The organism is Actinotalea lenta, from assembly GCF_030586465.1.
In the GTDB taxonomy this organism is placed as follows: Bacteria; Actinomycetota; Actinomycetes; order Actinomycetales; family Cellulomonadaceae; genus Actinotalea; species Actinotalea lenta.
Window position 1 is genome coordinate 2,745,627 of sequence record NZ_JAUQYP010000001.1, and the last position, 24,676, is coordinate 2,770,302.

The 24,676-nt window shown below is 74.0% G+C and carries 19 protein-coding genes and 1 tRNA gene; 6 read left to right on the forward strand and 14 right to left on the reverse strand.

The window, feature by feature from the left end; genetic code table 11:
• Positions 1 to 21: 21 nt before the first annotated feature.
• The 8 genes from Q6348_RS13130 to proB all read right to left on the reverse strand — a co-directional run bounded on the left by Q6348_RS13130 (position 22) and on the right by proB (position 6,238).
• Positions 22 to 94 (reverse strand) — tRNA-Ala (locus Q6348_RS13130).
• 84 nt (positions 95 to 178) lie between these two features.
• Positions 179 to 871, reverse strand: coding sequence for a histidine phosphatase family protein (locus Q6348_RS13135; protein WP_304601727.1), 693 nt, complete (start codon positions 869 to 871; stop codon positions 179 to 181).
• Complete coding sequence (gene rsfS / locus Q6348_RS13140) at positions 868 to 1,254, reverse strand: ribosome silencing factor (protein ID WP_304601728.1); 387 nt, start codon at positions 1,252 to 1,254, stop codon at positions 868 to 870. The genes Q6348_RS13135 and rsfS overlap by 4 nt, the downstream gene beginning before the upstream one ends.
• Positions 1,251 to 2,852, reverse strand: coding sequence for a hypothetical protein (locus Q6348_RS13145; RefSeq protein WP_304601729.1), 1,602 nt, complete (start codon positions 2,850 to 2,852; stop codon positions 1,251 to 1,253). The genes rsfS and Q6348_RS13145 overlap by 4 nt, the downstream gene beginning before the upstream one ends.
• Entirely contained in the window at positions 2,845 to 3,447 is a 603-nt protein-coding gene (nadD, locus tag Q6348_RS13150; RefSeq protein WP_304601730.1) for a nicotinate-nucleotide adenylyltransferase, read from the reverse strand. Before nadD ends, Q6348_RS13145 begins: the two co-directional genes overlap by 8 nt.
• Before the next feature lie 40 nt (positions 3,448 to 3,487).
• Positions 3,488 to 3,640, reverse strand: coding sequence for a hypothetical protein (locus Q6348_RS13155; protein WP_304601731.1), 153 nt, complete (start codon positions 3,638 to 3,640; stop codon positions 3,488 to 3,490).
• 122 nt (positions 3,641 to 3,762) lie between these two features.
• Positions 3,763 to 5,052 (reverse strand): glutamate-5-semialdehyde dehydrogenase, encoded by a 1,290-nt coding sequence (locus Q6348_RS13160; protein WP_304601732.1) that lies wholly within the window; start codon positions 5,050 to 5,052, stop codon positions 3,763 to 3,765.
• Between the two features lie 61 nt (positions 5,053 to 5,113).
• Positions 5,114 to 6,238: a glutamate 5-kinase gene (gene proB / locus Q6348_RS13165; RefSeq protein WP_304601733.1), complete on the reverse strand. Its 1,125-nt coding sequence runs from the start codon at positions 6,236 to 6,238 to the stop codon at positions 5,114 to 5,116.
• 30 nt (positions 6,239 to 6,268) lie between these two features.
• On the opposite strand from proB, the gene Q6348_RS13170 reads away from it, so the two are divergent.
• Complete coding sequence (locus Q6348_RS13170) at positions 6,269 to 7,435, forward strand: glycerate kinase (RefSeq protein ID WP_304601734.1); 1,167 nt, start codon at positions 6,269 to 6,271, stop codon at positions 7,433 to 7,435.
• On the opposite strand, the gene Q6348_RS13175 is transcribed toward Q6348_RS13170, so the two are convergent.
• From Q6348_RS13175 to Q6348_RS13200, 6 genes are all read right to left on the reverse strand, one after another.
• On the reverse strand, positions 7,432 to 8,982 hold the full coding sequence (locus tag Q6348_RS13175) for a hydantoinase B/oxoprolinase family protein (RefSeq protein WP_304601735.1): 1,551 nt from the start codon (positions 8,980 to 8,982) through the stop codon (positions 7,432 to 7,434). The two genes, Q6348_RS13170 and Q6348_RS13175, sit on opposite strands and share 4 nt — an antisense overlap.
• Positions 8,979 to 10,976: a hydantoinase/oxoprolinase family protein gene (locus Q6348_RS13180; protein ID WP_304601736.1), complete on the reverse strand. Its 1,998-nt coding sequence runs from the start codon at positions 10,974 to 10,976 to the stop codon at positions 8,979 to 8,981. The genes Q6348_RS13175 and Q6348_RS13180 overlap by 4 nt, the downstream gene beginning before the upstream one ends.
• A gap of 32 nt (positions 10,977 to 11,008) precedes the next feature.
• Entirely contained in the window at positions 11,009 to 12,517 is a 1,509-nt protein-coding gene (gene obgE / locus Q6348_RS13185) for a GTPase ObgE (protein WP_304601737.1), read from the reverse strand.
• A 95-nt stretch (positions 12,518 to 12,612) separates the two neighbouring features.
• On the reverse strand, positions 12,613 to 12,867 hold the full coding sequence (gene rpmA / locus Q6348_RS13190; RefSeq protein ID WP_304601738.1) for a 50S ribosomal protein L27: 255 nt from the start codon (positions 12,865 to 12,867) through the stop codon (positions 12,613 to 12,615).
• 57 nt (positions 12,868 to 12,924) lie between these two features.
• Positions 12,925 to 13,233, reverse strand: a complete 309-nt coding sequence (gene rplU / locus Q6348_RS13195; RefSeq protein ID WP_304601739.1) for a 50S ribosomal protein L21 — start codon at positions 13,231 to 13,233, stop codon at positions 12,925 to 12,927.
• A gap of 122 nt (positions 13,234 to 13,355) precedes the next feature.
• Positions 13,356 to 16,334, reverse strand: coding sequence for an Rne/Rng family ribonuclease (locus tag Q6348_RS13200; RefSeq protein ID WP_304601740.1), 2,979 nt, complete (start codon positions 16,332 to 16,334; stop codon positions 13,356 to 13,358).
• A gap of 504 nt (positions 16,335 to 16,838) precedes the next feature.
• Between Q6348_RS13200 and Q6348_RS13205 the strand changes: the two genes are divergently transcribed.
• Genes Q6348_RS13205 through Q6348_RS13225 form a run of 5 tightly spaced genes read left to right on the forward strand, consistent with a single transcriptional unit; the run spans position 16,839 to position 24,507 of the window.
• Complete coding sequence (locus tag Q6348_RS13205; protein ID WP_304601741.1) at positions 16,839 to 18,320, forward strand: cytochrome ubiquinol oxidase subunit I; 1,482 nt, start codon at positions 16,839 to 16,841, stop codon at positions 18,318 to 18,320.
• A gap of 16 nt (positions 18,321 to 18,336) precedes the next feature.
• Complete coding sequence (gene cydB, locus Q6348_RS13210) at positions 18,337 to 19,374, forward strand: cytochrome d ubiquinol oxidase subunit II (RefSeq protein ID WP_304601742.1); 1,038 nt, start codon at positions 18,337 to 18,339, stop codon at positions 19,372 to 19,374.
• A complete protein-coding gene (cydD, locus tag Q6348_RS13215; RefSeq protein WP_304601743.1) occupies positions 19,371 to 21,032 on the forward strand; it encodes a thiol reductant ABC exporter subunit CydD in 1,662 nt (553 codons plus the stop codon). The genes cydB and cydD overlap by 4 nt, the downstream gene beginning before the upstream one ends.
• Positions 21,029 to 22,798 carry a thiol reductant ABC exporter subunit CydC gene (gene cydC / locus Q6348_RS13220; protein WP_304601744.1) on the forward strand — a complete coding sequence of 590 codons (1,770 nt, stop codon included), beginning with the start codon at positions 21,029 to 21,031 and terminating at the stop codon, positions 22,796 to 22,798. The genes cydD and cydC overlap by 4 nt, the downstream gene beginning before the upstream one ends.
• Positions 22,795 to 24,507, forward strand: a complete 1,713-nt coding sequence (locus Q6348_RS13225; protein ID WP_304601745.1) for a sensor histidine kinase — start codon at positions 22,795 to 22,797, stop codon at positions 24,505 to 24,507. The genes cydC and Q6348_RS13225 overlap by 4 nt, the downstream gene beginning before the upstream one ends.
• Positions 24,508 to 24,676: the final 169 nt, after the last annotated feature.

Sequence of the window (24,676 nt, forward strand, 5' to 3'; positions counted from 1 at the left end):
CGGTACGTTCGGTTCGGTCGGTGGAGCTGAGGGGACTCGAACCCCTGACCCCCTGCATGCCATGCAGGTGCGCTACCAGCTGCGCCACAGCCCCGTCGCCCCGGAGGGCGACCTGAAGTCTAGGACACGCCGGCCCGCCAGGGCCAATCCGCGCCGGCGGGCCGGCCCGATAGCGCGGTCAGGCCCGCAGCGCGTCGGCAGTCGAGGACGGCAGCACCTCGCCTGGCACGCCGGAGTTCCAGTCATCGATCGCGACGGCCGGCCCCAGGTTGTGCGACTCGAGATACCAGGCTCCCGGCCTCCGACCGCTCGGGCGCAGCAGCGACCAGTGCGCGTTGTGCAGCCCGGCGATCCCTCGCCAGCCGGCGTCCAGGCCGAGCAGCCGTGCGATGCCCAGCGTGATCGCGGCCCCGTGCGACGTGACCACCAGCGTGGTGTCCGGGTCCATCGACGTCGCCAGCTCCTCGACGGCGGCGGCGACACGCGACGCCACCTCGGCACGGGTCTCCGCGCCGGTGCGGCGCGGGTCCCCGCCCGAGCGCCAGACCGCGAACTCCTCGGGCCAGCGCTCGCGGATCTCGTTCGCCGTGCGCCCTTCCCAGTCGCCGAACGATCGTTCGCGCAGCCGGACGTCCGTCTCGCAAGGCACCCCGACCAGGTCGGCGAGCGCCTGAGCCGTGGCCATCGCCCTGCCGAGGTCCGAAGCCACGATCCGGGCAGGCCGGTGCCGCTGTGCGAGATGCTGAGCGCCCTGCACCGCCTGCCAGGTGCCCACCTCGTCGAGGGGGATGTCGATCCCACCCTGCATGCGTCCCTCGGCGTTGTAGGCCGTCCGGCCGTGCCGCCACAGCACCACCGCGCGCGCCGTCACGGGCGCTCTCCGTCGCCGCCGCGGGCGTCGGCCGGGAGCTCGAGCACGGGGCAGTCCGCCCAGAGCCGCTCGAGCGCGTAGTAGACGCGGTCCTCGGCGTGCTGGACGTGCACCACGACCTCGCCGAAGTCGAGGAGCGCCCAGCGCCCCTCCCGCACCCCCTCGCGCCGCACCTCCGTGACCCCGAGCCCGTGCAGCGACTCCTCGACCGCCTCGACGATCGCTCCGACCTGGCGCTCATTGGTGCCGGACGCGATGAGGAAGACGTCGCTGAGCACCAGCCGCTCACTGACGTCGAGGGCGATGATCTCTGCCGCCTTGCGCGCGGAGGCCGCACGCGCGGCCGCGAACGCCACCTCGACGGCACGCTCCGAGGCCGTCACGGGACTCCCGGCGGGAGAACGGCTCCCACCCATGACGCGGCCGCCGCTCCGTTGGGTGCGGCGCTACCGTCCCGCGTGATCACCATGATGATGAGCATCCCGAGCACGAACGCCACGGCGATCAGCGCCACCCAGTGCACCCATGAGTACGGGCGGGCGTGCCACTCCTCGTCCTCGGGCTCCGGCGGGTCCTCGGCGTCCAGCTCGGCCTCGTCACCGAACCCCCTGCGCATGCGCACCACCGGCACGGCCGGCTGACCGTCGGTCGTGTCGGGGATCGCCGGCCAGAGCGGCACGACGGGCTGCCCCTCCGAGCGCCCGTCCGCGTCCCCAACGATGCCGACGGCACCGGGCGCGCGCTCGTCGGACGACGACAGGGCCACGCGCGTGTGCTCCCGTTCCGCGGCGAGGATCCGGTCGCGCGCCTCCTTCTCGTGGGCCACCCGATCGGCGCGCAGGTGCGCCAGCTGCTCGACCGCCTCGCGGAGCCGTTCGGCGTCGGGAAGGGCTTCGGCCGGCGGCTCATGGGACACGGTGCCGACGGTGACCGCGGCAGCAACGTCCGTGCCGTGCGGCCGGCTGATCATCCGGGCTGCGGCGGCTCCGCGCTCGCGGGCACGCCGCTCGGCCGCCTCCGCCTCGCGGGGCCGTGCACCGTGCTCAGCCTCCGTACGCGCGCGACGGTCGGCCTCCTCGCGTTCGCGAAGCTCAGCCTCCTCGCGCTCCCGCCGCTCAGCCTCCGCACGCGCGGCGCGCTCAGCCTCCGCACGTTCGCGAAGCTCAGCCTCCTCGCGCTCCCGCCGCTCAGCCTCCGCACGCGCGGCGCGCTCAGCCTCCTCGCGCGCCCGCCGCTCAACCTCCTGTGCAGCGCGCCCGCGCGCCTCCTCGGAACGCTCCCGCTCCACACGCTCGCGGGCCGCGCGCTGCTGGGCCGCGCGCACGCGCTCCTGCGCCACCTGTTCCCGCTCGCCCCGGGCGCGGTCCGCCTGCGCCCTCAGCGCCGCGGACCGCTCCTGGGCAGAAGGAAGCTCAGACGTGGGCGGCTCGACCTCGGAGAGCTGTCCGTCCGGACCGATCCTGCGTACGCCGCCGGTACCCGGCGGTGGAGTGAACCCCACCTGCGGGCCGGTGTCCGTCGACGCGCGGAGCTGACGCCTGCTGATCGGCCGGTGCTCCACCTGCGTGGTCGCACGGGGGGCCGGGGCCACGTTGACCCGCGGCGTGCGCGTGGTCGGCCCGTCCTGACGCGTGCTGGCCGACCAGCTGACGTCGGGCTCCGCCTCGCGACGCCCCCCCTGCTCCGGCTCGCGACCCTGATCGCGCTCCGCGGGTTCGCGGGGTGCCTCGTCCCGGTCCCCGTCAACGGAGCCGTGCGTGGGTCCGACGGACGAGGCCTCCCGCTCGGCCGCGCGTTGCCGCAGCTCGCGCCGCGAGAGCCTCGGCGGCTCGACCGGTGTGGCACGGTCGGCCGGCCGCTCTGCCTCAGGGCGCGTCTGGCCGTCGCCGGACGCGGCTGCCGCCTCAGCGGCACGCCGCAGGCGCTCCTCCTCGCGCCGCCGTCGGCGCTCACCCCACTCCGCGGGGAACTGCTCAGTCATCCTGACCTCGATACAGGCCGTGCTTGGCGATGTACTGGACCACGCCGTCCGGGACGAGGTACCAGACGGGCTCGCCCGCCGCGGCACGACGGCGGCAGTCCGTCGACGAGATCGACAGCGCGGGGACCTCGACCTCGGTGACTGCGCCGGGGGGCACATCGTCCAAGGACAGCCGGTGGCCGGGCCGTGTGACCGCGACGAACTGCGCCATGTCCCACAGCCTGTCGACATCCTTCCACGCCGCGATCTTCGCGATCGCGTCCGCGCCCGTGATGAAGTACAGATCGGCTTCCGGGCGCTCGGCCCGCAGGTCCGCCAAGGTGTCGACGGTGTATGTCGTCCCGGGGCGGTCGATGTCCACCCGGCTCACCGTGAACCGTGGGTTGGCTGCGGTGGCGATCACCGTCATCAGGTAGCGGTGCTCCGGCTCGGTGACCACGGCGTGCTCCTTGAGGGAGGGCCGCCCCGTCGGCACGAACACGACCTCGTCCAGCCCCAGCCGGGCGGCCACCTCGCTCGCGGCGACCAGGTGGCCATGGTGCACAGGGTCGAACGTGCCCCCCATCACGCCCAGCCTGGGCCGTCCCGTCGTCATCCGATCGTGTCTCCGCAGCTCCGTCGCGGTCGGTCGTCGTTCAGTGCCGGTGACCCGTGTGCCGGAAGGCGAAGGTCAGCAGCAGGAGGAGCACCAGGATCCCGAACGCGCTCAAGCCGTACTGCAACGGCGTGAGCGTCGGGCTTCCCGACGCCACCTCGGACGAGACGGCGGTGAACAGAACCGGGTGCACGTCGACCTCCTGAACAAGCGGGGACCTTGGGAGCGGGCACGACAACTCCTCAGTCTCTCATGCCCGCCGAGGGTGCCGGCCACACCGGCACCCGACTGCGGCATTGTCCCCCGGACGAGCGATCAGTGCCGCACGTGCCCGTCGCCGCGCACGTGCCAGGTCGTCGTGGTGAGCTCGGTCAGCCCCATCGGCCCGCGGGCGTGCATCTTCTGCGTGGAGATCCCGATCTCGGCACCGAGGCCGAACTGCCCGCCGTCGGTGAACCGGGTGGAGGCATTCACCGCGATGACGGCGCTGTCCAGCTCCGTGGTGAACCGGTGCTCGGCCGCCAGGTCGGACGTCACGATCGCCTCGGTGTGCCCCGACGACCACCGAAGGATGTGCTCGATCGCCGTGTCCAGGTCGTCGACCACCCGCACCGCGAGGTCCAAGGACAGGTACTCCGTCGCCCAGTCCTCGTCGGTGGCCGGCAGGGTGGGCACGTCGCCGGCCAGCGCAGCAGTGCGGTCATCCACGTGCAGCACCACCTCGGCCTCGTGCAGCGCGGCGAGCGCGGCCGGCAGGAAGCCCGGCGCCGCGTCCGCATGCACCAACAGGGTCTCGGCGGCGTTGCAGACCCCGACGCGCTGCGTCTTGGAGTTCATCACGATCGACAGCGCCATCGCCGGGTCCGCGCTCGCGTCGACGTACACGTGGCAGTTGCCGACCCCCGTCTCGACCACCGGTACCGATGCCTCACGCACCACGGTCTGGATGAGGTCGGCCCCCCCGCGCGGGACGAGCAGGTCGACCAGGCCCCGGGCGTGCATCAGGGCCACAGCACCCGCCCGGCCGTGCTCGTCGATCGACTGCACCGCGTTCGCGGGCAGGCCTGCGCCGGTCAGCGCCTCGCGCAGCACCTCGACGATCACCGTGTTCGAGTGCAGTGCCGCCGAGCCACCGCGCAGGATCGCGGCGTTGCCGCTCTTGAGCGCCAGTCCGGCGGCGTCGACGGTGACGTTGGGACGCGCCTCGTAGATCATCCCGACCACACCCATCGGCACGCGCACCTGCCGCAGCCGGATCCCGTTGGGCAGCGTCGACCCGCGGACCACCTCGCCCACCGGGTCGGGCAGCGCGGCGAGCTCACGCAGGGCGCCGGCGATCGAGCCGATGCGTTCCTCGGTCAGCGCGAGCCTGTCCAGCAGCCCCGGCGACATCCCTGCGGTGCGACCGGCCGCGAGGTCGCGGGCGTTGGCCGCCACGACCCTGGGGGCCGCGACCACGAGCGCGTCGGCCATCGCGTGCAGCGCCGCGTCCTTGGTGGCCCTGGTCGCGGTGGCGAGCGCTCGGCCCGCGAGCCTGGCCCGGCGCGCGGTCTCGCGCACCGCCTCCTCGACATCGATGGGCTGGGGAGCCGTCGCTGCGCTCATGGGCCCAGGGTAGACAGCGCCCGCGGGCGTGCGGCGGCGGCGCCCAGCAGCCGGTCGGCGCTCAGCGTCGGTGGCGGACCACGGCCAGGTGGTCGCGGTGCACGACCTCCCGGTCGTGGCCGATCTCGTCACGCAGCGCGGCGGAGGACTTGCCCAGCAGCGGCGGAAGCTCCGCCGAGGAGTACGCGACCAACCCACGGGCCACCACGAGGCCGTCGGTCGAGACCAGCTCGACGACGTCACCGACGTCGAACTCGCCCTCGACCCCGGTGATGCCGGCCGCGAGGAGCGACTTCTTGCCGACGGTGATCGCGCGCACCGCGCCGTCGTCGAGCACCACGCGCCCGTTGGGCCGTGCCGCGTGGGCGAGCCACAGCCGGCGGGCGTTCTTGCGGCTGCCGGTTGCCGCGAACCACGTGCCGACCGGCGCACCATCGAGCGCTTCGGCGACGTTGGCGGCCGACGTGAGCATCACGGGGATGCCCGAACCGGTCGCGATCGCCGCGGCGTCCAGCTTCGTCGCCATGCCGCCTGTGCCGACCCGGCTACCCGCGCCACCGATGCGCACCTCGGCCAGGTCCTGCGGGCCGGTCACCCGGTCGATCCGGCGTGCCCCGGCCACGCCCGGCGGCGCGGTGTAGAGCGCGTCGACGTCCGAGAGCAGCACGAGCGCGTCGGCCCTCGTGAGGTGGGACACGATCGCGGCCAGGCGGTCGTTGTCACCGAACCGGATCTCGTGGGTGGCCGTGGTGTCGTTCTCGTTGACGATCGGCATGATGTCCAGGTCCAGCAGCCGGTCCAGCGTGCGCAGCGCGTTGCGGTACTGCGCCCGGCGCATGACGTCCTCGACCGTGAGCAGCACCTGGCCCACCCGCTGACCGCGCCTGGCGAACGCCTCCGTGTAGCGAGCCATGAGCAGGCCCTGACCCACGCTCGCGGCGGCCTGCGCCGTGGCGAGGTCCCGCGGACGGCCGGTCATGCCGAGCGGCCCGAGCCCCGCGGCGATCGCACCCGAGCTCACCAGCACCACCTGGCGGCCGGCGGCCCGCCGCGCCGCGAGGACGTCCGACAACGCGCGCAGCGCATCCACGTCGAGCCGTCCGTCGTCACCGGTGAGCGAGGACGAGCCGACCTTGACCACCACGCGGTGGGCGTCGGCCAAGGTCTCTCGCGTCACGCCTGGCATTGTGCCGCGCCGCGCACGGACGACGCCGGGATGTCCGCGGCGTGGGAGTGGGCCGAGGCCCGGCGCCGGCATGCCAGGCTGGGTGTCGTGAAGATCGTCCTCGCGCCCGACTCCTTCAAGGAGTCGATGAGTGCACGCGAGGCGGTGCGTGCCATGGCCACGGGCGTGCGACGCGCAGCCCCCGACGCCCACGTCACGCTCGTCCCGATGGCAGACGGCGGCGAGGGCACGGCCCGCACGGTGAGCGACGCGCTCGGCGGGGTGCTGCGCGAGGTCGAGACGGTCGACGCGCTGGGACGCGCGCGTCGCGGGCGGATCGGCTGGGTCGCCCGCGAGCGGCTCGCCGTGGTGGAGGTGGCCCAGGCCGTGGGCCTGGACCTGATCGCTCCGACCGAGCGCGACGCACTGGCGGCGTCCAGCACGGGCGTCGCCGACCTGCTGCGCGGGGCATGGGAGGCCGGGGCGCAGCGCGTCCTCGTGGGTCTGGGCGGCTCGGCCACGACCGACGGCGGCCTCGGGATGCTCCTCGGGCTGGGCGCGCGGGCCCTGCCCGTGCGTCCCGTGCGGTGCGACTGGGCAGACCTGGCCGGGCTCGACCTCACCGGTCTCGACCCGCGCCTGGGCCGGGTCGAGGTCGCCGTGGACGTCGACAACCCGCTGACCGGCCCGCGCGGAGCGGCTGCCGTATTCGCGCCGCAGAAGGGCGCCGACCCGGCTGCGGTCGCCGTGCTGATCCGCCGTCTGGAGCACCTGGCGCGCGCGCTCCGGGCGGGTGGGCGCGACGTCGCCGGTCTGCCGGGAGCCGGTGCGGCCGGTGGCCTCGGCGCCGCCTTCCTCGCGGCCGGGGCTCGCCTGGCACCCGGCGCCACGCTGGTCGCCGAGGCTGTCGGACTCGCCGAGGCGGTGCGCGGGGCCGACCTGGTGCTCACCGGCGAAGGACGGGTGGACGGGCAGACGCCCTCGGGCAAGGTGCCCGCCGGCGTCGCCGCGGTGGCGCGCGCGGCCGGTGTCCCGGTGGTGGTCCTGACGGGCAGTCTCGGGCCGGGCTGGCAGGAGGCGCGGGACGCCCTCGGGCCCGTCGTCGTCATCGGCCCCGCCGAGCGGCCCCTGGCTGAGGCCCTCGCGCACGGTCCGGCCGACCTGGCCGACGCCACGGAGCGCGTCGTGGCCGACCGCATCGCGGGCGCGCGACGCTAGCCGGCGCCCGCCGGCCGCCCCGGCTCCCGACCGGGTTCGCCCCAACCGCCGCCGCCGGGTGTCACGAGCGTGACCACGTCGCCGGCGGACACCCGGCGAGCGACCTTGGGCTCCAGCTCGTGTGTCGCGTCGGCGGTCTCGAGGAGGTTGCGCCCGACGGCCCCCGGAGCCCCGCCGGCCAGACCGGGCGGCGCGTGCCGGCGCCGGTCGGTGAGCAGGTTCACGCTGGCGTCCTGGAGCACCCGGATCGCGCGGACCACGCCGTCGCCGCCGCGGTGCGCACCCGGTCCGCCAGAGCCGTCCGCAAGCTCGTACCGCTCGACGCGCATCGGGTACTCCAGCTCGAGGGCCTCGATGGGCGTGTTCAGCGTGTTCGTCATCCCGACGTGCACCCCGGAGGGTCCCGGGCCCACGCGTGAGGCGCCCTGGCCGCCCGCGACGGTCTCGTAGTAGGTCCAGCCCTCACCCCCGATCACGGTGTTGTTCATCGTCCCGGTACCCGACGCGGGCACGTCGGCCACCTGCGCGAACGCCGCGAGCACAGCATCGGCGACCCGCTGGCTGGTCTCCACGTTCCCGGCGACCACGGCGTGCGGCGGACGGGCGTTGACCAGGGACCCCTCCGGGGCCCGGATGTCCAGCGGCGCGTACGTCCCCGCGCACGCGGGCACGTCCTCGGGCAGCAGCACGCGCAGGGCGAAGAAGCACGCCGAACGCGTCACCGCGACAGGACAGTTCACGTTGCCCGCGACCGCGTCGGAGGTGCCGGTCAGGTCGATCGTCGCGCTGTCACCGTGGATGGTCACGGCCACCTGGATCGGGATGTCCTCATCGGTGACGCCGTCACCCTCGAGCTCGGTCCGCGCGCGGTAGGTGCCGTCCGGCAGAGCGCGCAGCGCCTCGCGCGTTCGACGCTCGGCGTAGGCGATCACCTCGTCGAACCCCGCGAGCAGCGTGGCCAGGCCGACCCGCTCCGCGAGCTCCACGACGCGCAGGCCGCCGACCCGGTTCGCGGCAGCCTGCGCGCGGAAGTCCCCGCGCCGCAGGCGGGGCGTGCGCGAGTTCGCGCACACCAGCTCCAGCACCTCGTCCGTCATCCGCAGCGGCGGGATGACCAGGCCCTCCTGCCACAGGTCCCGTGACCCGGCGGGCATCGACCCCGGTGCCATGCCGCCGACGTCCGAGTGATGCGCCCGGGTGACCGCGTAGCCGACCACCGCGCCGTCCACACCGACGGGCGTCACGAGCGTGACGTCGGGCAGGTGCGTCCCGCCCGTGTAGGGATCGTTGAGGATCCACGTCTCCCCCGGCCGTGCCCCGCGCGCACGCACCGCCGCCACCGACTCGGGCATGGCCCCCAGGTGCACCGGGATGTGCTCGGCCTGGGCGACCATCCGGGCGTCGGCGTCGAACAGGGCGGCCGAGCAGTCCCGGCGCTCCTTGATGTTCGAGGAGTAGGCGCTGCGCACCAGCACCGTGCCCATCTCCTCCGCGATCCCGGCGAGCGCGCTGCGCAGCACCGACAGGGTGATCGGGTCCAGGCTCATCGCGCCTCCTCGCGCCGCAGCACCAGCGTGCCGACCTCGTCCACGCGCCCGGACCATCCCGGCCGCACCACGCAGGTGGACTCCGGCATCTGGACCACGGCCGGTCCGGCGACCGTGCTGCCTGGGGCCATCCGGGTCCGGTCGTGCACGGATGCGGTCGTCTCGCCGGTGTCCAGCAGCAGGCGTCGGTGCCCCACCCGCGAGCCGTGCGCGGCCGCGGGACGCTCGCTGCCGCGCAGGTCGGGCACGGCGCCCGCACGCGTGGCCACCACGCGGACGTTGACCACCTCGACGGGCTCGTCGTCGATGCGGTGCCCGTAGCGACGCTCGTGCGCGTCCCCGAACGCCTCGACGAGCGCGGCGCGCGTGGCGCCGGGAACGGTCAGCTCGAAGGACTGCCCTGCGTAGCGCAGGTCCGCCTGCCGGGCGAGCGTCGCACCGGGCAGCGCAGCGCCAGCGCGGTCTTCCAGCTCACCGAACATCGCCTCGAGGTCGGCGTCGTGGCGTCCGGCGACCGTGGCGACGTGGTCGTGGCGGACCTCGGAGATCGCGAGGCCGAGTGCGGACAGCACGCCGGCGGCGCGCGGTACCAGCACGGTCGAGGAGCCCAGCTGCTCGGCGAGCGCGCAGGCGTGCAGGCCGCCCGCGCCGCCGAACGCCACGAGGGCGAAGTCGCGGGGGTCGAGCCCCCGCTCGACGCTGATCACGCGCAGAGCCCGCACCATCTCCGTGTCCGCGACCCGGACCACACCGAGGGCCGTCTGCCGGGCATCCAGTCCGAGTCGGGCGCCCAGGGCGGCCAGGGCCCGCTCCGCCGCGCCCCGACGGAGCACGATGTCGCCGCCGAGCCGGGCGCCGTCCGGCAGAGCACCGAGCACGAGGTTCGCGTCGGTCACCGTCGGCTCCGTGCCGCCCAGCCCGTAGGCCACCGGGCCGGGGTCCGCACCGGCCGAGTGCGGACCGACCCGCAGCGCACCGCCCTCGTCGACCCAGGCGACGGACCCGCCGCCGGCACTGACGGTGTGCACGTCAACCATCGGCAACCGCAGCGGCACGCCCGCGACCACCGCCTCGGTGGTCAGCTGGACCTGCCCGCCGACCACCGGCGCGACGTCCGTGCTGGTGCCGCCCATGTCGAAGGTCAGCACGTCCGGGTATCCGGACAGACCGGCCACGTGGGACGCGCCGACGACGCCGCCGGCCGGCCCGGAGAGCACGAAACGGGCGGGATGGCGCGCCGCGACCGCGACGTCGAGCACGCCCCCTGATGACTGCATGACGGTCGGCGCCGGGAGGCCCGCGTCTGCCGCCCGGGCGGCGAGACGCTCCAGGTAGGCGGCCATCCGCGGACGCAGGTAGGCGTCGGCGACGGTGGTCGACATCCGCTCGTACTCGCGGAACTCGGGCAGCACCTCGTGGGACAGCGAGACGGCCACGTGCGGCAGCCGGCGACGCACCGCCTCGCCTACCGCGCGCTCGTGCTCGGGGTGCAGGAACCCGAACAGCAGGCACACCGCGACGGCATCGACGCCCGCGCCGGCGACCGCGTCCACCGCGCGGGCCAGGCTCGCCGGATCGAGCGGCACGACGACGCCGTCCGGGGACATCCGCTCCCGCACCACGAACCGCAGGTCCCGTGGCACGAGCGGCGCCGGGCGGTGCCGGGTGAGGTCGTACAGCGACGCACGGTCCTGGCGGCCGATCTCCAGGAGGTCGCGGAAGCCTTCCGTGGTCACCAAAGCGGTGCGCCCGCCGCGCCGCTCGAGCAGCGCATTGGTCGCCACGGTGGTGCCGTGCGCGAAGGCGGCGAGCGCGGCCGGGTCGAGCCCGAGGGCGCGCCAACCGGCCAGCACGCCGTCGGACTGGTCGCGCGGGGTGGAGGGGACCTTGTCGATCCGGACCCGACCGTCCGGCGCCACCACGACGACGTCGGTGAACGTCCCGCCCACGTCGACGCCCAAGCGGCTCCCCGAGCCGTCGTGCCTCCCGGTCATGCCCGGGCCTGCTGGCTGATCACCGGGCCATGCTAGGGGCCAGGGGTGGTCCACCGGCCCTGGCTCCGCTCGGTCTGGAGCTCGGCGCGGGCCTCGGCCTTCGCGTCCATCCGGTCGTGGTGCTCACGGCGCTTCTCCGCCCGGGTCGGGCGGTGCTGGTCCTCGAGCCGGGCGTCCGTGCCCCGCGCGCCGAGCAGCTCGGCGCCCGTCATCAAGGTGGGCTCCCAGTCGAACACGACCGCGTCGTCACCGTCACCGATGACGACCTCGGCACCCGGCGTGGCTCCGGCCGCGAACAGCTCCTCCTCGACGCCGAGCCGGGCCAGCCGGTCGGCCAGGAAGCCGACCGCCTCGTCGTTGGTGAAGTCCGTCTGGCGCACCCAGCGCTCGGGCTTGCGACCACGGACCACGAACCACTCGTGCACCCCGTCGTGCTCACGGCGCACCGTGAACGGCGTCTCGTCCACGGCCGCTGGGTGCAGCACCACGCGCTCGGCCGGCACCGGCGCGGCGGCGCGCGCCTCGTCCACCATGGCGGCGAGGGCGAACGTCAGCGCTCGCAGGCCCTCGTGCGACGCGGTCGACACCTCGAACACCCGCAGTCCCCTGGCCTCCAGCTCCGGGCGCACCAGCTCGGCGAGCTCGCGGGCCTCGGGGATGTCGACCTTGTTGAGCACCACGACGGCGGGACGCTCGGTCAGCGGCACGTCGGAGGGGTCCACCAGCTCGGCGGAGTAGGCGGTGAGCTCGCCGAGGAGCACGTCGAGGTCGCTGATCGGATCCCGGTTCGGTTCGAGGGTGGCGCAGTCCAGGACGTGCGCGATCACGGCACAGCGCTCGATGTGCCGCAGGAACTCCAGGCCCAGACCCTTGCCCTGGCTCGCACCGGGGATCAGGCCCGGCACGTCGGCCACCGTGAAGCGAGAGCCCCCGGCCTGCACGACCCCGAGGTGCGGCACGAGGGTCGTGAACGGGTAGTCCGCGATCTTCGGCTTCGCCGCGGAGACCGCGGACACGAGGCTGGACTTGCCGGCGCTCGGGTAGCCGACCAGCGCCACGTCGGCGATCGACTTCAGCTCCAGGACGACGTCCACCCCGTCGCCGGGTTCGCCGAGCAGCGCGAACCCGGGCGCCTTGCGCCGCGGCGACGCCAGGGCTGCGTTACCCAGGCCGCCCCGGCCGCCCGCGGCCACCACGTAGCGGGCGCCGGCGCCGAGCAGGTCGGCGAGGACCTCGCCGTCCGGGGTGGAGACCACGGTTCCGTCCGGTACCGGGACGACGAGGTCGGCCCCGTTCGCCCCGTGCCGGTCGTCGCCCATGCCCGCGGTCCCCGAGGCCGCCCGGCGGTGCGGTGCGTGGTGCAGGTCCAGGAGCGTGGTGACCTGCGGGTCCACCACGAGCACGACGTCGCCGCCGTGGCCGCCGGAGCCGCCGTCCGGCCCGGCGAGGGGCTTGAACTTCTCCCGGCGGATCGACGCGCAGCCGTGACCGCCGTCACCACCGCGGGCGTGCAGTACCACGCGGTCGACGAAGCTGGCCATGGGACGTCCTTCCGAGGAGAACGGGCACGCACCGTGCGGCCCGGAGAATGACGAAGGGGCGCACCGCAGCGGTGCGCCCCTGGGTCACGTGTGCGTCAGTCGGCCGCCACGACGTCGACCACCTTGCGCCCGCGCCGCACGCCGAACTGCACGGCGCCGGCCGCGAGGGCGAAGAGCGTGTCGTCGCCGCCTCGACCCACGTTGTCACCGGCGTGGAAGTGGGTGCCGCGCTGGCGGACCAGGATCTCGCCGGCGTTGACCTGCTGGCCGCCGAAGCGCTTGACGCCCAGGCGCTGGGCGTTCGAGTCGCGCCCGTTGCGCGAGGAGCTCGCGCCCTTCTTGTGAGCCATGACCTCTCCTGTGTCCGTGTGACGGGGTGGTGGACCCGCGGCAAGCGCCGCGACGGGTCACTGGATCCCGGTGACCTTGAGCCGGGTGAGCGCCTGACGGTGCCCCTGACGGCGGCGGTAGCCGGTCTTGTTCTTGTAGCGCAGGATGTCGATCTTCGGGCCCCTCTCGTCCCGCACGACCTCCGCGGTGACCGAGACCTTGGCCAGGGCCTGGGCGTCGGAGGTCACCTTCTCGCCGTCCACGAGGAGCAGGGCGGGGAGCTGAACGGTCTCACCGGCGGCCGCGGACAGCCTGTCGACGACGACGACGTCGCCCACGGACACCTTCTCCTGCCGGCCACCGGCCTTGACGATCGCGTACACCACGTTGCTGCTCTCTCTCGTTCGGGACGTGTCCCAGCACGCCCCCGGGGGGCGGCGGACACGTGAGAACGGCGCGCTCGCTGGGGCGCACCGACGTTCCAGCGTACGGAGCGCGCGCCGACCGGTCAAATGCCGTCCGACTCGGCCTTGTCCTCCTCGTGCTCGGGCCCGCCGTCCTGCTCGTGCTCGGGCCCGCCGTCCTGCTCGTCCACCGGCTCTCCTGACCCGGTCTCGTCCGCGTCGGCCGCCTGCTCGGCCTGCTCGGGGCCAGACTCGACCTGCTCGGCCTGTGCACCGACCTCGGCCTGCTCAGGAGGCGCGGCGAGGCCGCCCGCGAGTGCCTCGACCATGTCGGCATCCAGGGTGAGCTGCTGCTCGCCGCCGTGCTCGTGGGCGTGGGCCGCGGCGGCCGCGATGGTCGCGAGCGTGGCCTTGACCGCCTCGCGTGCCTCGGGAAGCACCGGCACCGCAGGCGCCGGCGCCGCCGGCGCGCGCTTGCCACGACGGGAGCGCTTGGACTCCTGCTGCCCCCCGGTCTCCTGGTTCGGTGCCACGGCCGGCTCCGTGCTGATGACGTAACCGCGGCCGGAGCAGTGCTGGCACGGCTCGCTGAACGCCTCCACCAGGCCCTGGCCGACCCGCTTGCGGGTCATCTGGACCAGCCCCAGCGAGGTCACCTCGGCGACCTGGTGCTTGGTCCGGTCCCGGCCCAGGCACTCGACGAGTCGGCGCAGCACGAGGTCCCGGTTCGACTCCAGCACCATGTCGATGAAGTCGATGACGATGATCCCGCCGATGTCGCGCAGCCGGAGCTGGCGCACGATCTCCTCGGCCGCCTCGAGGTTGTTGCGCGTCACCGTCTCCTCGAGCGTCCCACCCGAGCCGGTGAACTTCCCGGTGTTGACGTCGATGACGGTCATCGCCTCGGTGCGGTCGATGACGAGCGAGCCGCCGGACGGCAGCCAGACCTTGCGGTCCATGCCCTTGGCGAGCTGCTCGTCGATGCGGTGGGCCGCGAACAGGTCGCCGGACTCCGTCCACCGGCTCACCCGCTCCATCAGGTCCGGGGCCATCGACTCGACGTACTCGTGGATCAGCCGCCAGACCGTGTCCCCTTGGACCACGAGCGAGGAGAAGTCGTCGTTGAAGATGTCCCGCACCACGCGGATCGCAAGGTCCGGCTCGCCCTGCAGCAGGGCGGGGGCCGACGCGGACCTCTGCTTCTTCTCGATCGCAGCCCACTGGTCCTGGAGCCGCTTCACGTCACGGCGCAGCTCCTCCTCTGAGGCCCCCTCCGCCGCGGTGCGCACGATGACGCCCGCACCCTCGGGAACGATCTCCTTGAGCAGCTTCTTGAGCCGGGACCGCTCGTTGTCGGGGAGCTTGCGCGAGATGCCCGTCATGCCGCCCGACGGCACGTAGACCAGGTAGCGGCCAGCGAGCGTGATCTGGGAGGTCAGTCGAGCACCCTTGTGGCCCACCGGGTCCTTGGTCACCTGGACCAGCACGCTGTCTCCGGACTTCAAGGCCTGCTCGATCCGCCGCGGCTGCCCCTCGAGGCCCGCGGCGTCCCAGTTCACCTCACCGGCGTACAGGACGGCGTTACGGCCCTTGCCGACGTCGACGAAGGCGGCCTCCATGCTCGGCAGCACGTTCTGCACACGGCCGAGGTAGACGTTCCCGATCATCGACGCCGAGGCCTGGCCACCTCCGGCGCGCGAGACGAAGTGCTCGACGAGCACCCCGTCCTCGAGCACCGCGATCTGCACCCTGCCGCCGGCCTCCCGCACGACCATCGCGCGCTCCACGGACTCGCGGCGTGCGAGGAACTCCGCCTCGCTCAGCACGGCACGGCGTCGGCCGGCGTCGCGACCCTCACGGCGTCGCTGGCGCTTCGCCTCCAGCCGCGTCGAGCCCTTGAGCGCGGTCACCTCGTCGCGGCGCGGCTCCCCGCCGTCCCCGCCCCGACCGGAGCGCCGACGGCGCCGCCGGCGGCGGCTGGAGCCCTCGCGCTGCTCGCCCTCCTCGCCCTCGCCGGAGTCCTCGTCCGACTCCTGCGAGTCCCCGGGGGTCTCCTCGTCCTCGTCGGTGTCACTGCTCGATCGACGCCGGCCACGGCCGCCTCGACGCCGCCGACGACGGCGGCTGCCGCCCTCGCGCTGCTCGCCGTCCTCGCCCTGCTCGCCGTCCTCGCCCGAGCCCTCTTCGGAGGACTCCGCGTCGGCCTCTCGCTGTCCCTGCCGCTCGCCGGGCACGCTCTCGTCCTCGTCGGGACGCTCCTCGGGGGTCTGCGGCACCTCGTCCCGCTGCTCACCACCCTGGCTCCGTCCACCCGACCGGGATCGACGCGAGCGGCGCTTCCCGGCCGCCCCGGCCTCCGCCGTCTCGGTCGGGGATGCGTCGCTGGACTCCTCGGCCGCGTCGGCCTGCGCCGACGTGTCCTCCTCGACGTCGCGGGGCGGACCCGCGGGAGCCTGGGCCCGTCGACGTCTGCGGGGCTCAGGGGCCTGGAAGAGCGGCGTGGAGCCGCCCAGCTCGGCCAGGACGTCCAGACGCGCCTTGGTTCCGGCACCCTCCGGTGCAGCCCCGTCGGCCTCCGGCTCTTCGGACTCGGCGTCACGCTCCTCGGACTCGGCCTCCGGCTCGTCGACCTGCGCCGGCTCCTGAGGCGGTTCGGCCATCGTCGGAACCGGCTCGACTGCCTCCGCGTCGCCCTGCCCGTCCTCGGTCGCACCGGGCCCGTCCGCCGCGGGCTTCGCGGCACCCTTCGACCCGGACTTCTTGGCGCGCGAGGACGCCCGCGGCTTGGACGCGGCCTTGGGCGCGTCGCCGGTTGCCGAGTCCGACGTGAGCTGCTCGCCGGACGCGTCCTCGGCAGGCCTCGCACTGCCGCGAGAGCGCCCGCGGCCGGTCCGTGCACGCCCCGTCTGCTCGCTCGGGCTCGCGCCGTCGTCCGGCTGGGGCGTCGCGTCCTCGCCCGGCCCCGCGGCCCGGGTCTCGGGGCTGCCCGCCGGAGCGGTCGCGCGGCGGCGTCGGCGGGGCGCCGGGGTCGACTGCTCAGCGGGTGACGTGCTCTCGGGCTGCGGTGCGGTTTCGTCGGTCACGGGGTGTGCTCCAGGCCCGTGGTCGTCCACACTCGCCGACCGCGGGCGATCCGGTCGTCGCTCACGCCGGGGGCGTCGCGACGGAAGTCGTCGATGTCTACCGGGCGGTCCGTGTCGATACCGGCCGGCGCCTGCACCCCCGGTCAAGAGAGGCGGCGCGCGGCGGTCGCGGGTCCCGTCCGCCAGCAAGTTCTCGGTCGCGCGCCCTGTGTGGCGGGCCCGACGACCGCCGCAAGTATCGCACAGCGCCGCCCGGATGCCGCGTCGACGCGCAGCATCCCCGGCGCCTGGCACGCGACCCCTCGCCGGGGCTCGGCCCGGCACGCCTGCCCCTCGCCCGGGGCCCGGTAGCGTCGGCGTAGCGTCCGCGACGCACCCGCGCTGGATGTGACACCCCGTCAGCAAAGAGGGACCAAGGTCCCAGTCGGCCGCTCGCCCCCTGTCCCTACGGTCATCCTTGACGCCCGACGTCACCCCACAACCGCGCCCCACCGAGGAGACACCGTGGACGCACTGGCCCTGGCCCGATGGCAGTTCGGGATCACCACGGTCTACCACTTCATCTTCGTGCCGCTCACGATCGGCTTGTCGCCGCTCGTCGCACTGATGCAGACGTTCTGGGTCCGCACGGGCAACGAACGGTGGCTGCGGCTCACGAAGTTCTTCGGCAAGCTCATGCTGATCAACTTCGCGATCGGGGTGGCGACCGGCATCGTGCAGGAGTTCCAGTTCGGCATGAACTGGAGCGAGTACTCGCGGTTCGTCGGGGACATCTTCGGGGCGCCGTTGGCCATGGAGGCCCTCGCGGCGTTCTTCATCGAGTCGACCTTCCTCGGCCTGTGGATCTTCGGGTGGGACAAGCTGCCCAAGAAGCTCCACCTGACGGTCATCTGGTTGGTCGCCTTCGGCACCAACCTGTCCGCCTACTTCATCCTGGCCGCGAACTCCTGGATGCAGCACCCCGTCGGCGCGCACCTGTCGGCGGACGGCCGACGGGCGGAGATGAACTCGATCGGCGACGTCCTGTTCAACCCGACGGCGCTGGCCACGTTCCCGCACGTGTTCTTCACGTCGTTCATCGTGGCCGGCACCCTGATCGCCGGGATCGCCGGCTGGTGGATGGTCAAGGACGCCCGCGGGGGCCGGCTGGAACGCGCCAAGGACGTGTGGCGCCCGGCGCTCGTGCTCGGCTCCGTCGTCCTGGTCATCGCCGGCCTGGGCATCGGCATCACCGGTGACTGGCAGGCGAAGATGATGTTCGACCAGCAGCCCATGAAGATGGCCGCGGCCGAGGCCCTCATGGACTCCTCCAGCGGCGGTGCCGAGTTCTCGCTGCTGGCGATCGGCGACCTCACCAACGACCCCGACTCGGTCAAGCACGTCCTGGCCATCCCCGGCCTGACGTCCTTCCTGGCCAAGGGTGACCTCAACGCCCCGCTCACGGGCGTCAAGGACCTCCAGAAGCAGTACACGGAGAAGTACGGCCCGAGCGTGGGCGACATCGACTTCACACCGAACCTCGCCGTGACCTACTGGGCCTTCCGGCTCATGATCGGCTTCGCGGTGTTCTCCGCCCTGCTGGCCCTCGCCGCACTCTGGTACACCCGGCGAGGGCGCGTCACCGACAAGCCATGGTTCGGCAGGCTCGCGCTGCTCGCCCTGCCCATGCCGTTCCTGGCGACCGAGTTCGGCTGGATCTTCACCGAGATGGGCCGCCAGCCCTGGATCGTGGTACCCAACCCGAACCCGCAGGGCGTCGACGGAGTGTGGCTGACCACCGTCAAGGGCGTGTCCGGCGCGGTGAGCGGGGGCTCGGTGCTGACGTCGCTGATCACCTTCACGCTCCTGTACCTGGTGCTGGCCGTCGTGTGGTTCCGGCTGCTGCGCCGCTACACGGCCCAGGGTGTCGCCGACACCGAGCCGGACGTGTCCCCCGAGACGATCAACGGCGGCGACGGCGACCGCCCGATGTCGTTCGCATACTGAGAGGCAGGAGACAGCCGTGGAGATCACCACCCTGCAGGTCGTCTGGTTCCTGCTCATCGCCGTTCTGTGGACCGGCTACCTCGTCCTCGAGGGCTTCGACTTCGGCGTCGGCATGCTCATCCCGGTCCTGGCGCGGGACGACAAGGAACGTCGCGTCATGATCAACACGATCGCGCCGGTGTGGGACGGCAACGAGGTCTGGGTCCTGACCGCCGGCGGCGCCACGTTCGCGGCGTTCCCCGAGTGGTACGCGACCCTGTTCTCGGGGTTCTACCTCGCCCTGCTGCTCATCCTGCTCGCCCTCATCGCTCGCGTGGTGTCCTTCGAGTGGCGCGGGAAGTTCGACGACGACCGATGGCGCGCCTGGTTCGACCGCGGGATCATCATCGGCTCCTGGCTGCCGTCCATCCTGTGGGGCGTGGCGTTCGGCAACATCGTGCGCGGCGTGCCGCTGGACGCCCAGCACCAGTTCGTCGGTTCGTTCCTCGACCTGCTGAACCCGTTCGCACTCCTGGGTGGGGCCACCACCACGCTGATCTTCCTGACCCACGGCGCCATCTACACCACCCTGAAGACCGACGGCGAGATCCGTCGACGGGCCGGCGCCCTCGCCGAGCGGCTCGCGGTCGTGACCCTCGTCGTCGCGGGCGCCTGGGCGGTGTGGCTCCAGCTGGCCTACTCCGAGCAGGCCTGGACCTGGGCTGCCACGCTCGTCGCCGCAGTGGCGCTCATCTCCGTCGTGGTGTCCACGCGGCAGCGCCGGGAGGGTTACGCGTTCATCGGCTCTGCCGTGGCGATCGTGTTCGCCGTGGTGCTCATCTTCGGGTCCCTGTACCCCGACGTGATGCCCAGCACGATCGACCCGGCGACCAACTCCCTCACGCTCGCCAACGCCTCGTCGTCCCAGTACACCCTCGGGGTGATGACCTGGGTGGCTGTGATCCTCACGCCGTTCGTGCTTGCCTACCAGGCATGGACGTACTGGGTGTTCCGCAAGCGGATCACCGTCGAGGGCATCCCGGAGAACGCCGGCCTGCCCGTCGCGAAGGGGTGAGGCCGCTCGACCCCCGGCTGCTGCGCAGGGCCCGTTCGGCCCGCCGGTACGTCCTGCTCACCGCAGGGCTCGGCGGGCTGACGGCCGCCGCCGTGGTCGCCCAGGCGCTGCTGCTCGCGCGCGCGCTTTCACCCGTGGTGCTGCGCACGGCCGACTGGCCCGACGTCGCGCCGCTGGTGGGCTGGCTGGCCGCGGCGGTCGCCACCCGCGTGCTGCTCACCTGGCTCCAGGAGCGCTTCGCACACCGGTCCGCGGTGCGCGCCATCGCGGAGCTGCGTGAGCAGGTGCTCGCACGGGCCGTGACGCTCGGCCCGCGCTGGGTCGCCGCCCACCCCGGTGTGACGACGCTGGCGACCCGGGGCCTGGACGCCCTCGAGCCGTACTTCGTCCGGTACCTGCCTCAGCTCCTGCTGGCCGCGACCGTCACCCCCGCCACGCTCGCCGTGGTGCTCGCGCACGACCTCATCGCCGCCGTCACCATCACCGTGACCCTGCCGCTGATCCCGGTCTTCATGGTGCTGATCGGCCGGATGACCCAGGGCTACGCGGACCGGCGCCTCGCCGCCATGACGCGGCTCGGCAACCAGGTGCTCGACCTGCTCGCCGGCCTGCCCACGCTGCGCGCCCTGGGCCGGGAACGCGGGCCGGAGCGCCAGGTCGCCGAGCTCGGGGACGCGCACCGCCGCGCCACGATGGGCACCCTGCGCGTCGCGTTCCTGTCCGGGATGACCCTCGAGCTGCTCACGACGATCTCGGTCGCCCTGGTCGCCGTGGGCGTCGGGTTCCGCCTCGTGTTCGGCGACCTCAGCCTCACGACGGGCCTGGCCGTCCTCGTCCTGGCACCCGAGGTCTACCTGCCGCTACGCCAGGTCGGCGCGCACTTCCACGCCTCGGCGGACGGTGTCGCCGCCGCCGAGCAGGCGTTCGAGGTGATCGAGCAGCCGACGCCGGCGCGCGGCACCGCGCCCGCTCCCGACCTGGCTCGCACCACCGTGCGGCTGCGGGGCGTCACCGTCGCCGCACCGGACCGCGCCACGTTCGCCCCGACGGACCTCGACCTGACCGTCGCGCCCGGTGAGGTGGTCGCGCTGGCGGGCCCGAACGGCGCCGGCAAGTCCACCACGGTCGCGGTGCTCCTCGGTCTGCTCGACCCGGACACGGGCGAGGTCCTGCTCGACGGCCCCGACGGGCCGGTCCCCCTCGGCGAGATCGACCCCGAGACCTTCTGGCCACAGGTCGCCTGGGTGCCCCAGCGTCCGGTCATCGAGCCCGGCAGCGTCCGGGAGGCCGTGCAGCGGGGCCGGCCGGTCCCGGAGGCAGCATTGGCCTCCGCCGCGGCCCTGACCGGGTTCGACCGGGTGGTCGCAGGTCTCCCCCACGGCTGGGACCAACAGCTGGGCCAGGGTGGGGTCGGGTTGAGTCTCGGCCAGCGCCAGCGCCTCGCGCTGACCCGCGCCCTGCTCGCCCCCGCAGCGCTGGTGGTCCTGGACGAGCCGACCGCACACCTGGACGCCGACGGCGAGCGCGTCGTGCTCGAGGCCGTGGGCCGGCTGCGCGCCGAGGGCCGCACCGTGCTCCTCGTGGCTCACCGCACAAGCCTGCTCGACCTCGCCGACCGCACCGTGACGGTGGCCAGCAGCGCCCTGGCGGCACCGTGAGGCGCGACCCGCTGTGGCGCGCCGTGCGCCTGCTCGAGGTCGACCTGCGACGGGTCGGCGCAGCCGTGGCCGCCGGGGTGGGCGGCCTGGGCAGCGCGATCGCCCTGGCGGCGGTGTCCGCCTGGCTCATCGCGCGAGCCGCCCAGATGCCGCCGGTCTCGGTCCTGTCGGTCGCGGCGGTCAGCGTCCGCCTGTTCGGGATCTCCCGAGGGGTGCTGCGGTACGTGGAGCGTCTGGCCTCGCACGACGTGGCGCTGCGGGGCATGGCCACGCTGCGGGTCCGCCTCTACGAGCGGCTCGCGACGACGTCTCCCGCCGGCCTGGTCGGTCTGCGCCGCGGCGACCTGCTGGCCCGGGTCGGGGCGGACGTGGACGCCGTCGGCGACGTCGTGGTGCGCGGCCTGCTCCCGATGGCCGTCGCCGGCGTCCTCGGCGTGGCGAGCGCCGTCGCGATGGGGATCTTCCTGCCCGCGGCAGGGCTGACGCTGGCGGGCTGCCTGCTGCTCGCGGGCGTCGTGGCGCCCTGGATCGCGCGGCGGGGTGTGCGCGCCGTGGAGCGGGACGCGGCTGCTGCCCGCGCGGACCTGGCCGCCGTGGGCCAGAGCCTGCTGGACGGGGCCGCCGAGCTCACCGTGACCGGCCGGGTCGAGCCGATGCTCGCCGAGCTGCGCGCCGCGGACTCCCGCCTCGCGCGCGCCACGGATCGCGGCGCGGTGCCCGCCGCCCTGGCCGCCGCCCTCGGGCCCGCCGCCACCGGCCTCGCGGTGCTCGCGGCCCTCGCGGTGGGCATCCCCGCCACCACGTCAGGGGGGCTGCACCCGGTCGAGCTCGCGGTCGTCGTGCTGACGCCCCTGGCCGTGTTCGAGTCCACCGCGGTGCTGCCCGGCGCGGCTGTCGCCCTGCTCCGCTCGCGGGAGGCGGCGCGCCGGATCGTGGAGCTGCTCGACACGGCGCCCGGAGCCTCGCAGCAGCCCGCGGCAGTCGCACGGCCACGCACCCCGGACACCGCACCCTGCCGGTCCGGCGCCGCCCTCGAGGCCCACGGTCTGGTGGTGGGGTGGCCCGACGGTCACGCGCTGGTCCACGACCTGGACCTCACGCTGGAACCCGGGCGGTCGGTCGCCGTGGTCGGGCCCAGCGGACTGGGCAAGACCACGCTCCTGCTGACGCTCGCGGGTCTGCTACCCGCGAAGGCGGGAACGGTCCTCGCGGGCGGCGCCCCGGTCGACGGGCGGGCCACCGCGGCCGCCCGGGTGGCGCTGACCGCCGAGGACTCCCACGTGTTCGACACGTCGGTACTGGAGAACCTGCGTGTGGCCCGCGGCGACGTCAGCCCGGACGAGGCCACCCGGATGTGCTCCGCCGTCGGCCTGGACCGCTGGCTGGAGGCCCTTCCCCATGGCCTGGAGACCAGGCTCGGTTCGGACGCGGCTCGGATCTCAGGTGGCGAGCGCCGACGCCTGCTGGTGGCCCGCGCGCTGCTCGCACCGGCTCCCGTGCTGCTGCTCGACGAGCCCACCGAGCACCTGGACACCAGCGGGCGCACCCTGCTCGCAGGACTGCTGGACGGCAGCCTCGCCCACGGTCGCGCCGTGCTCGTGGTCACCCATCGGCTCGCCGGCCTGGAACGCGCCGGGGAGGTGATCCTGCTCGACGCGACCGGTACGGTCAGGGCACGCGGAACCCACACCGAGCTGCTCACGGGGCCGCGCGCCGCGCCGGCCTATCGCGCGGCCTGGCAAGCCGAGCAGCAGGAGATCGCATGACCAGCACCCCGACCCGGGACGAGGGCCACCACGCCCGCGACGAGTCCCTCGCGGCCGCGGACCTGCTCCAGGCCGCCCTGGGCCTGGCCTCGGACCTGGACCTGCCCACCGTGCTGCACCGCTTCGTGACCGCCAGTGCGGACCTCACGGGCGCGCGGTTCGGCGCCATCAACGTGCTCGACGCCCGCGGCCGCTCGACCACGTTCGTGCACACCGGCGTGGACGAGCGACTCGCGTCGCTGCTCGGCCGCGCCCCGCACGCCACCGGTGTGCTCGGCGCGATCCCGCCGCACGGCACCCTGCGCCTGGACGACCTGCTCGAGCACCCGCAGTTCAAGGGCTTCCCGCCGCACCACCCGAAGATGGGCTCGTTCCTGGGCACCGCGGTGCGCGTGCGCAACCGGGTCTACGGCTACCTGTACCTCGCGGACAAACCGGGGGGCTTCAGCGACGACGACGACGAGGTCGTGCTGACGCTCGCCGCCGCGGCAGCCGTCGCCATCCAGAACGCCCAGATGTACGCCGAGGCCGAGCGACGTGAGCACTGGCTGCGCGCAGGCCAGCAGATCACCACGATGCTGTTGTCCGGGGCCGAGCAGGAGGAGGTGCTCCAGGAGATCGCGGCGTCCTCACGCGCGGTCGCCGGTGCCGACACCGCGGCCCTCGTGCTGCCGGGCGTGGGCGACGACTGGGTGATGGAGATCGTGGACGGCGTCGGCTCGGACGAGCTCGTCGGCACCGTCATGCCGCCGGACGGCCGGGCCCGCACCGTGCTGCGCGACGGCAACGGCCTCGTGGTGGACTCGCTGTCCCGCGCGCGGGCGATGCGGGTCGAGGCGATGCGTCAGTTCGGCCCCGCGCTGTACGCCCCGATGAACGCGCGCGGCCAGGGCGTCGGCGTGCTGATCCTCCTGCGACGGGTGGGTTCCGCGCCGTTCGGGCCCAGCGACCTCGCGACCGCGGAGACCTACGCCGCGCAGGCGGCGCTCGCGCTGGTGCTCGCCGAGGCCCGGCACGCCCAGGACGTCGCGGCGCTGCTCGACGAGCGCGAGCGGATCGCCCGCGACCTGCACGACCTCGCGATCCAGCAGCTCTTCGCCACGGGTATGCAGCTCGAGACGGTGCGGCGACGAGCCGCGCGCGGCGTCGACCCGTCCGAGCTGACCGGGATCGTCGAGGACGCGCTGGACAACGTGGACTCCACGGTCCGGCAGATCCGCTCGATCGTGCACGCGCTGCGCGACCCCGACGCCTCGGCACCGCTCGCCGAACGGCTGCGGCGCGAGTCCTCGCTCGCGCGCACCGGCCTGGGCTTCGCACCCTCCCTCATCATCACCGTCGACGGGCGCGTGCTGGACTCGGCCGACTCGCTGGAGGGCGACGCGGGCGCGCTCGACGACCGCGTCGGTGAGGACATGTCCGACGACGTGGTGGCCGTCGTGCGCGAGGGCCTGGCCAACGCCGCCAGGCACGCGCGCGCCACGGCGGTCCAGGTGCGCGTCGACCTCGCCGGCCAGAAGCCGTCGGGGACCATCACGGTCGAGGTCGAGGACGACGGCGCGGGCCTGCCCCCTGACCGCGACCGGCGTTCGGGCACCGACAACCTCGCCGCGCGGGCTCGGCGCCACGGCGGGACGTTCTCGCTGGGCACCACGAGCGAGGGGCGCGGAACGCTGCTCAGCTGGACGGCACCGCTGCGTCGCGGCTGAGTTCGGCGGCAAGGTGGGTCGGCCTCACCGTCGTCGCTCGGTTGGCGGTGGCGCCGGCCAAGGCTGAAGCGTTTCCGTCGCTATTCGACGCCGACGCTTCAGCCCTCAGGCGGGCCCACGCTATCGGGCGGCCGAAGGCTGCGAGGAGTCAGCGACCCCGAGAGTGCGA

Excerpts from the sequence above, each read along its gene's own strand:
- proB (WP_304601733.1), bottom strand. The coding sequence starts at position 6,238 with ATGCCAGGCGTGACGCGAGAGACCTTGGCCGACGCCCACCGCGTGGTG.
- obgE (WP_304601737.1), bottom strand. The coding sequence starts at position 12,517 with ATGGCCAGCTTCGTCGACCGCGTGGTACTGCACGCCCGCGGTGGTGAC.
- Q6348_RS13145 (WP_304601729.1), bottom strand. The coding sequence starts at position 2,852 with ATGACTGAGCAGTTCCCCGCGGAGTGGGGTGAGCGCCGACGGCGGCGC.
- Q6348_RS13160 (WP_304601732.1), bottom strand. The coding sequence starts at position 5,052 with ATGAGCGCAGCGACGGCTCCCCAGCCCATCGATGTCGAGGAGGCGGTG.
- nadD (WP_304601730.1), bottom strand. The coding sequence starts at position 3,447 with ATGACGACGGGACGGCCCAGGCTGGGCGTGATGGGGGGCACGTTCGAC.
- Q6348_RS13170 (WP_304601734.1), top strand. The coding sequence starts at position 6,269 with ATGTCCGCGGCGTGGGAGTGGGCCGAGGCCCGGCGCCGGCATGCCAGG.
- Q6348_RS13175 (WP_304601735.1), bottom strand. The coding sequence starts at position 8,982 with ATGAGCCTGGACCCGATCACCCTGTCGGTGCTGCGCAGCGCGCTCGCC.
- rpmA (WP_304601738.1), bottom strand. The coding sequence starts at position 12,867 with ATGGCTCACAAGAAGGGCGCGAGCTCCTCGCGCAACGGGCGCGACTCG.
- Q6348_RS13225 (WP_304601745.1), top strand. The coding sequence starts at position 22,795 with ATGACCAGCACCCCGACCCGGGACGAGGGCCACCACGCCCGCGACGAG.
- Q6348_RS13180 (WP_304601736.1), bottom strand. The coding sequence starts at position 10,976 with ATGACCGGGAGGCACGACGGCTCGGGGAGCCGCTTGGGCGTCGACGTG.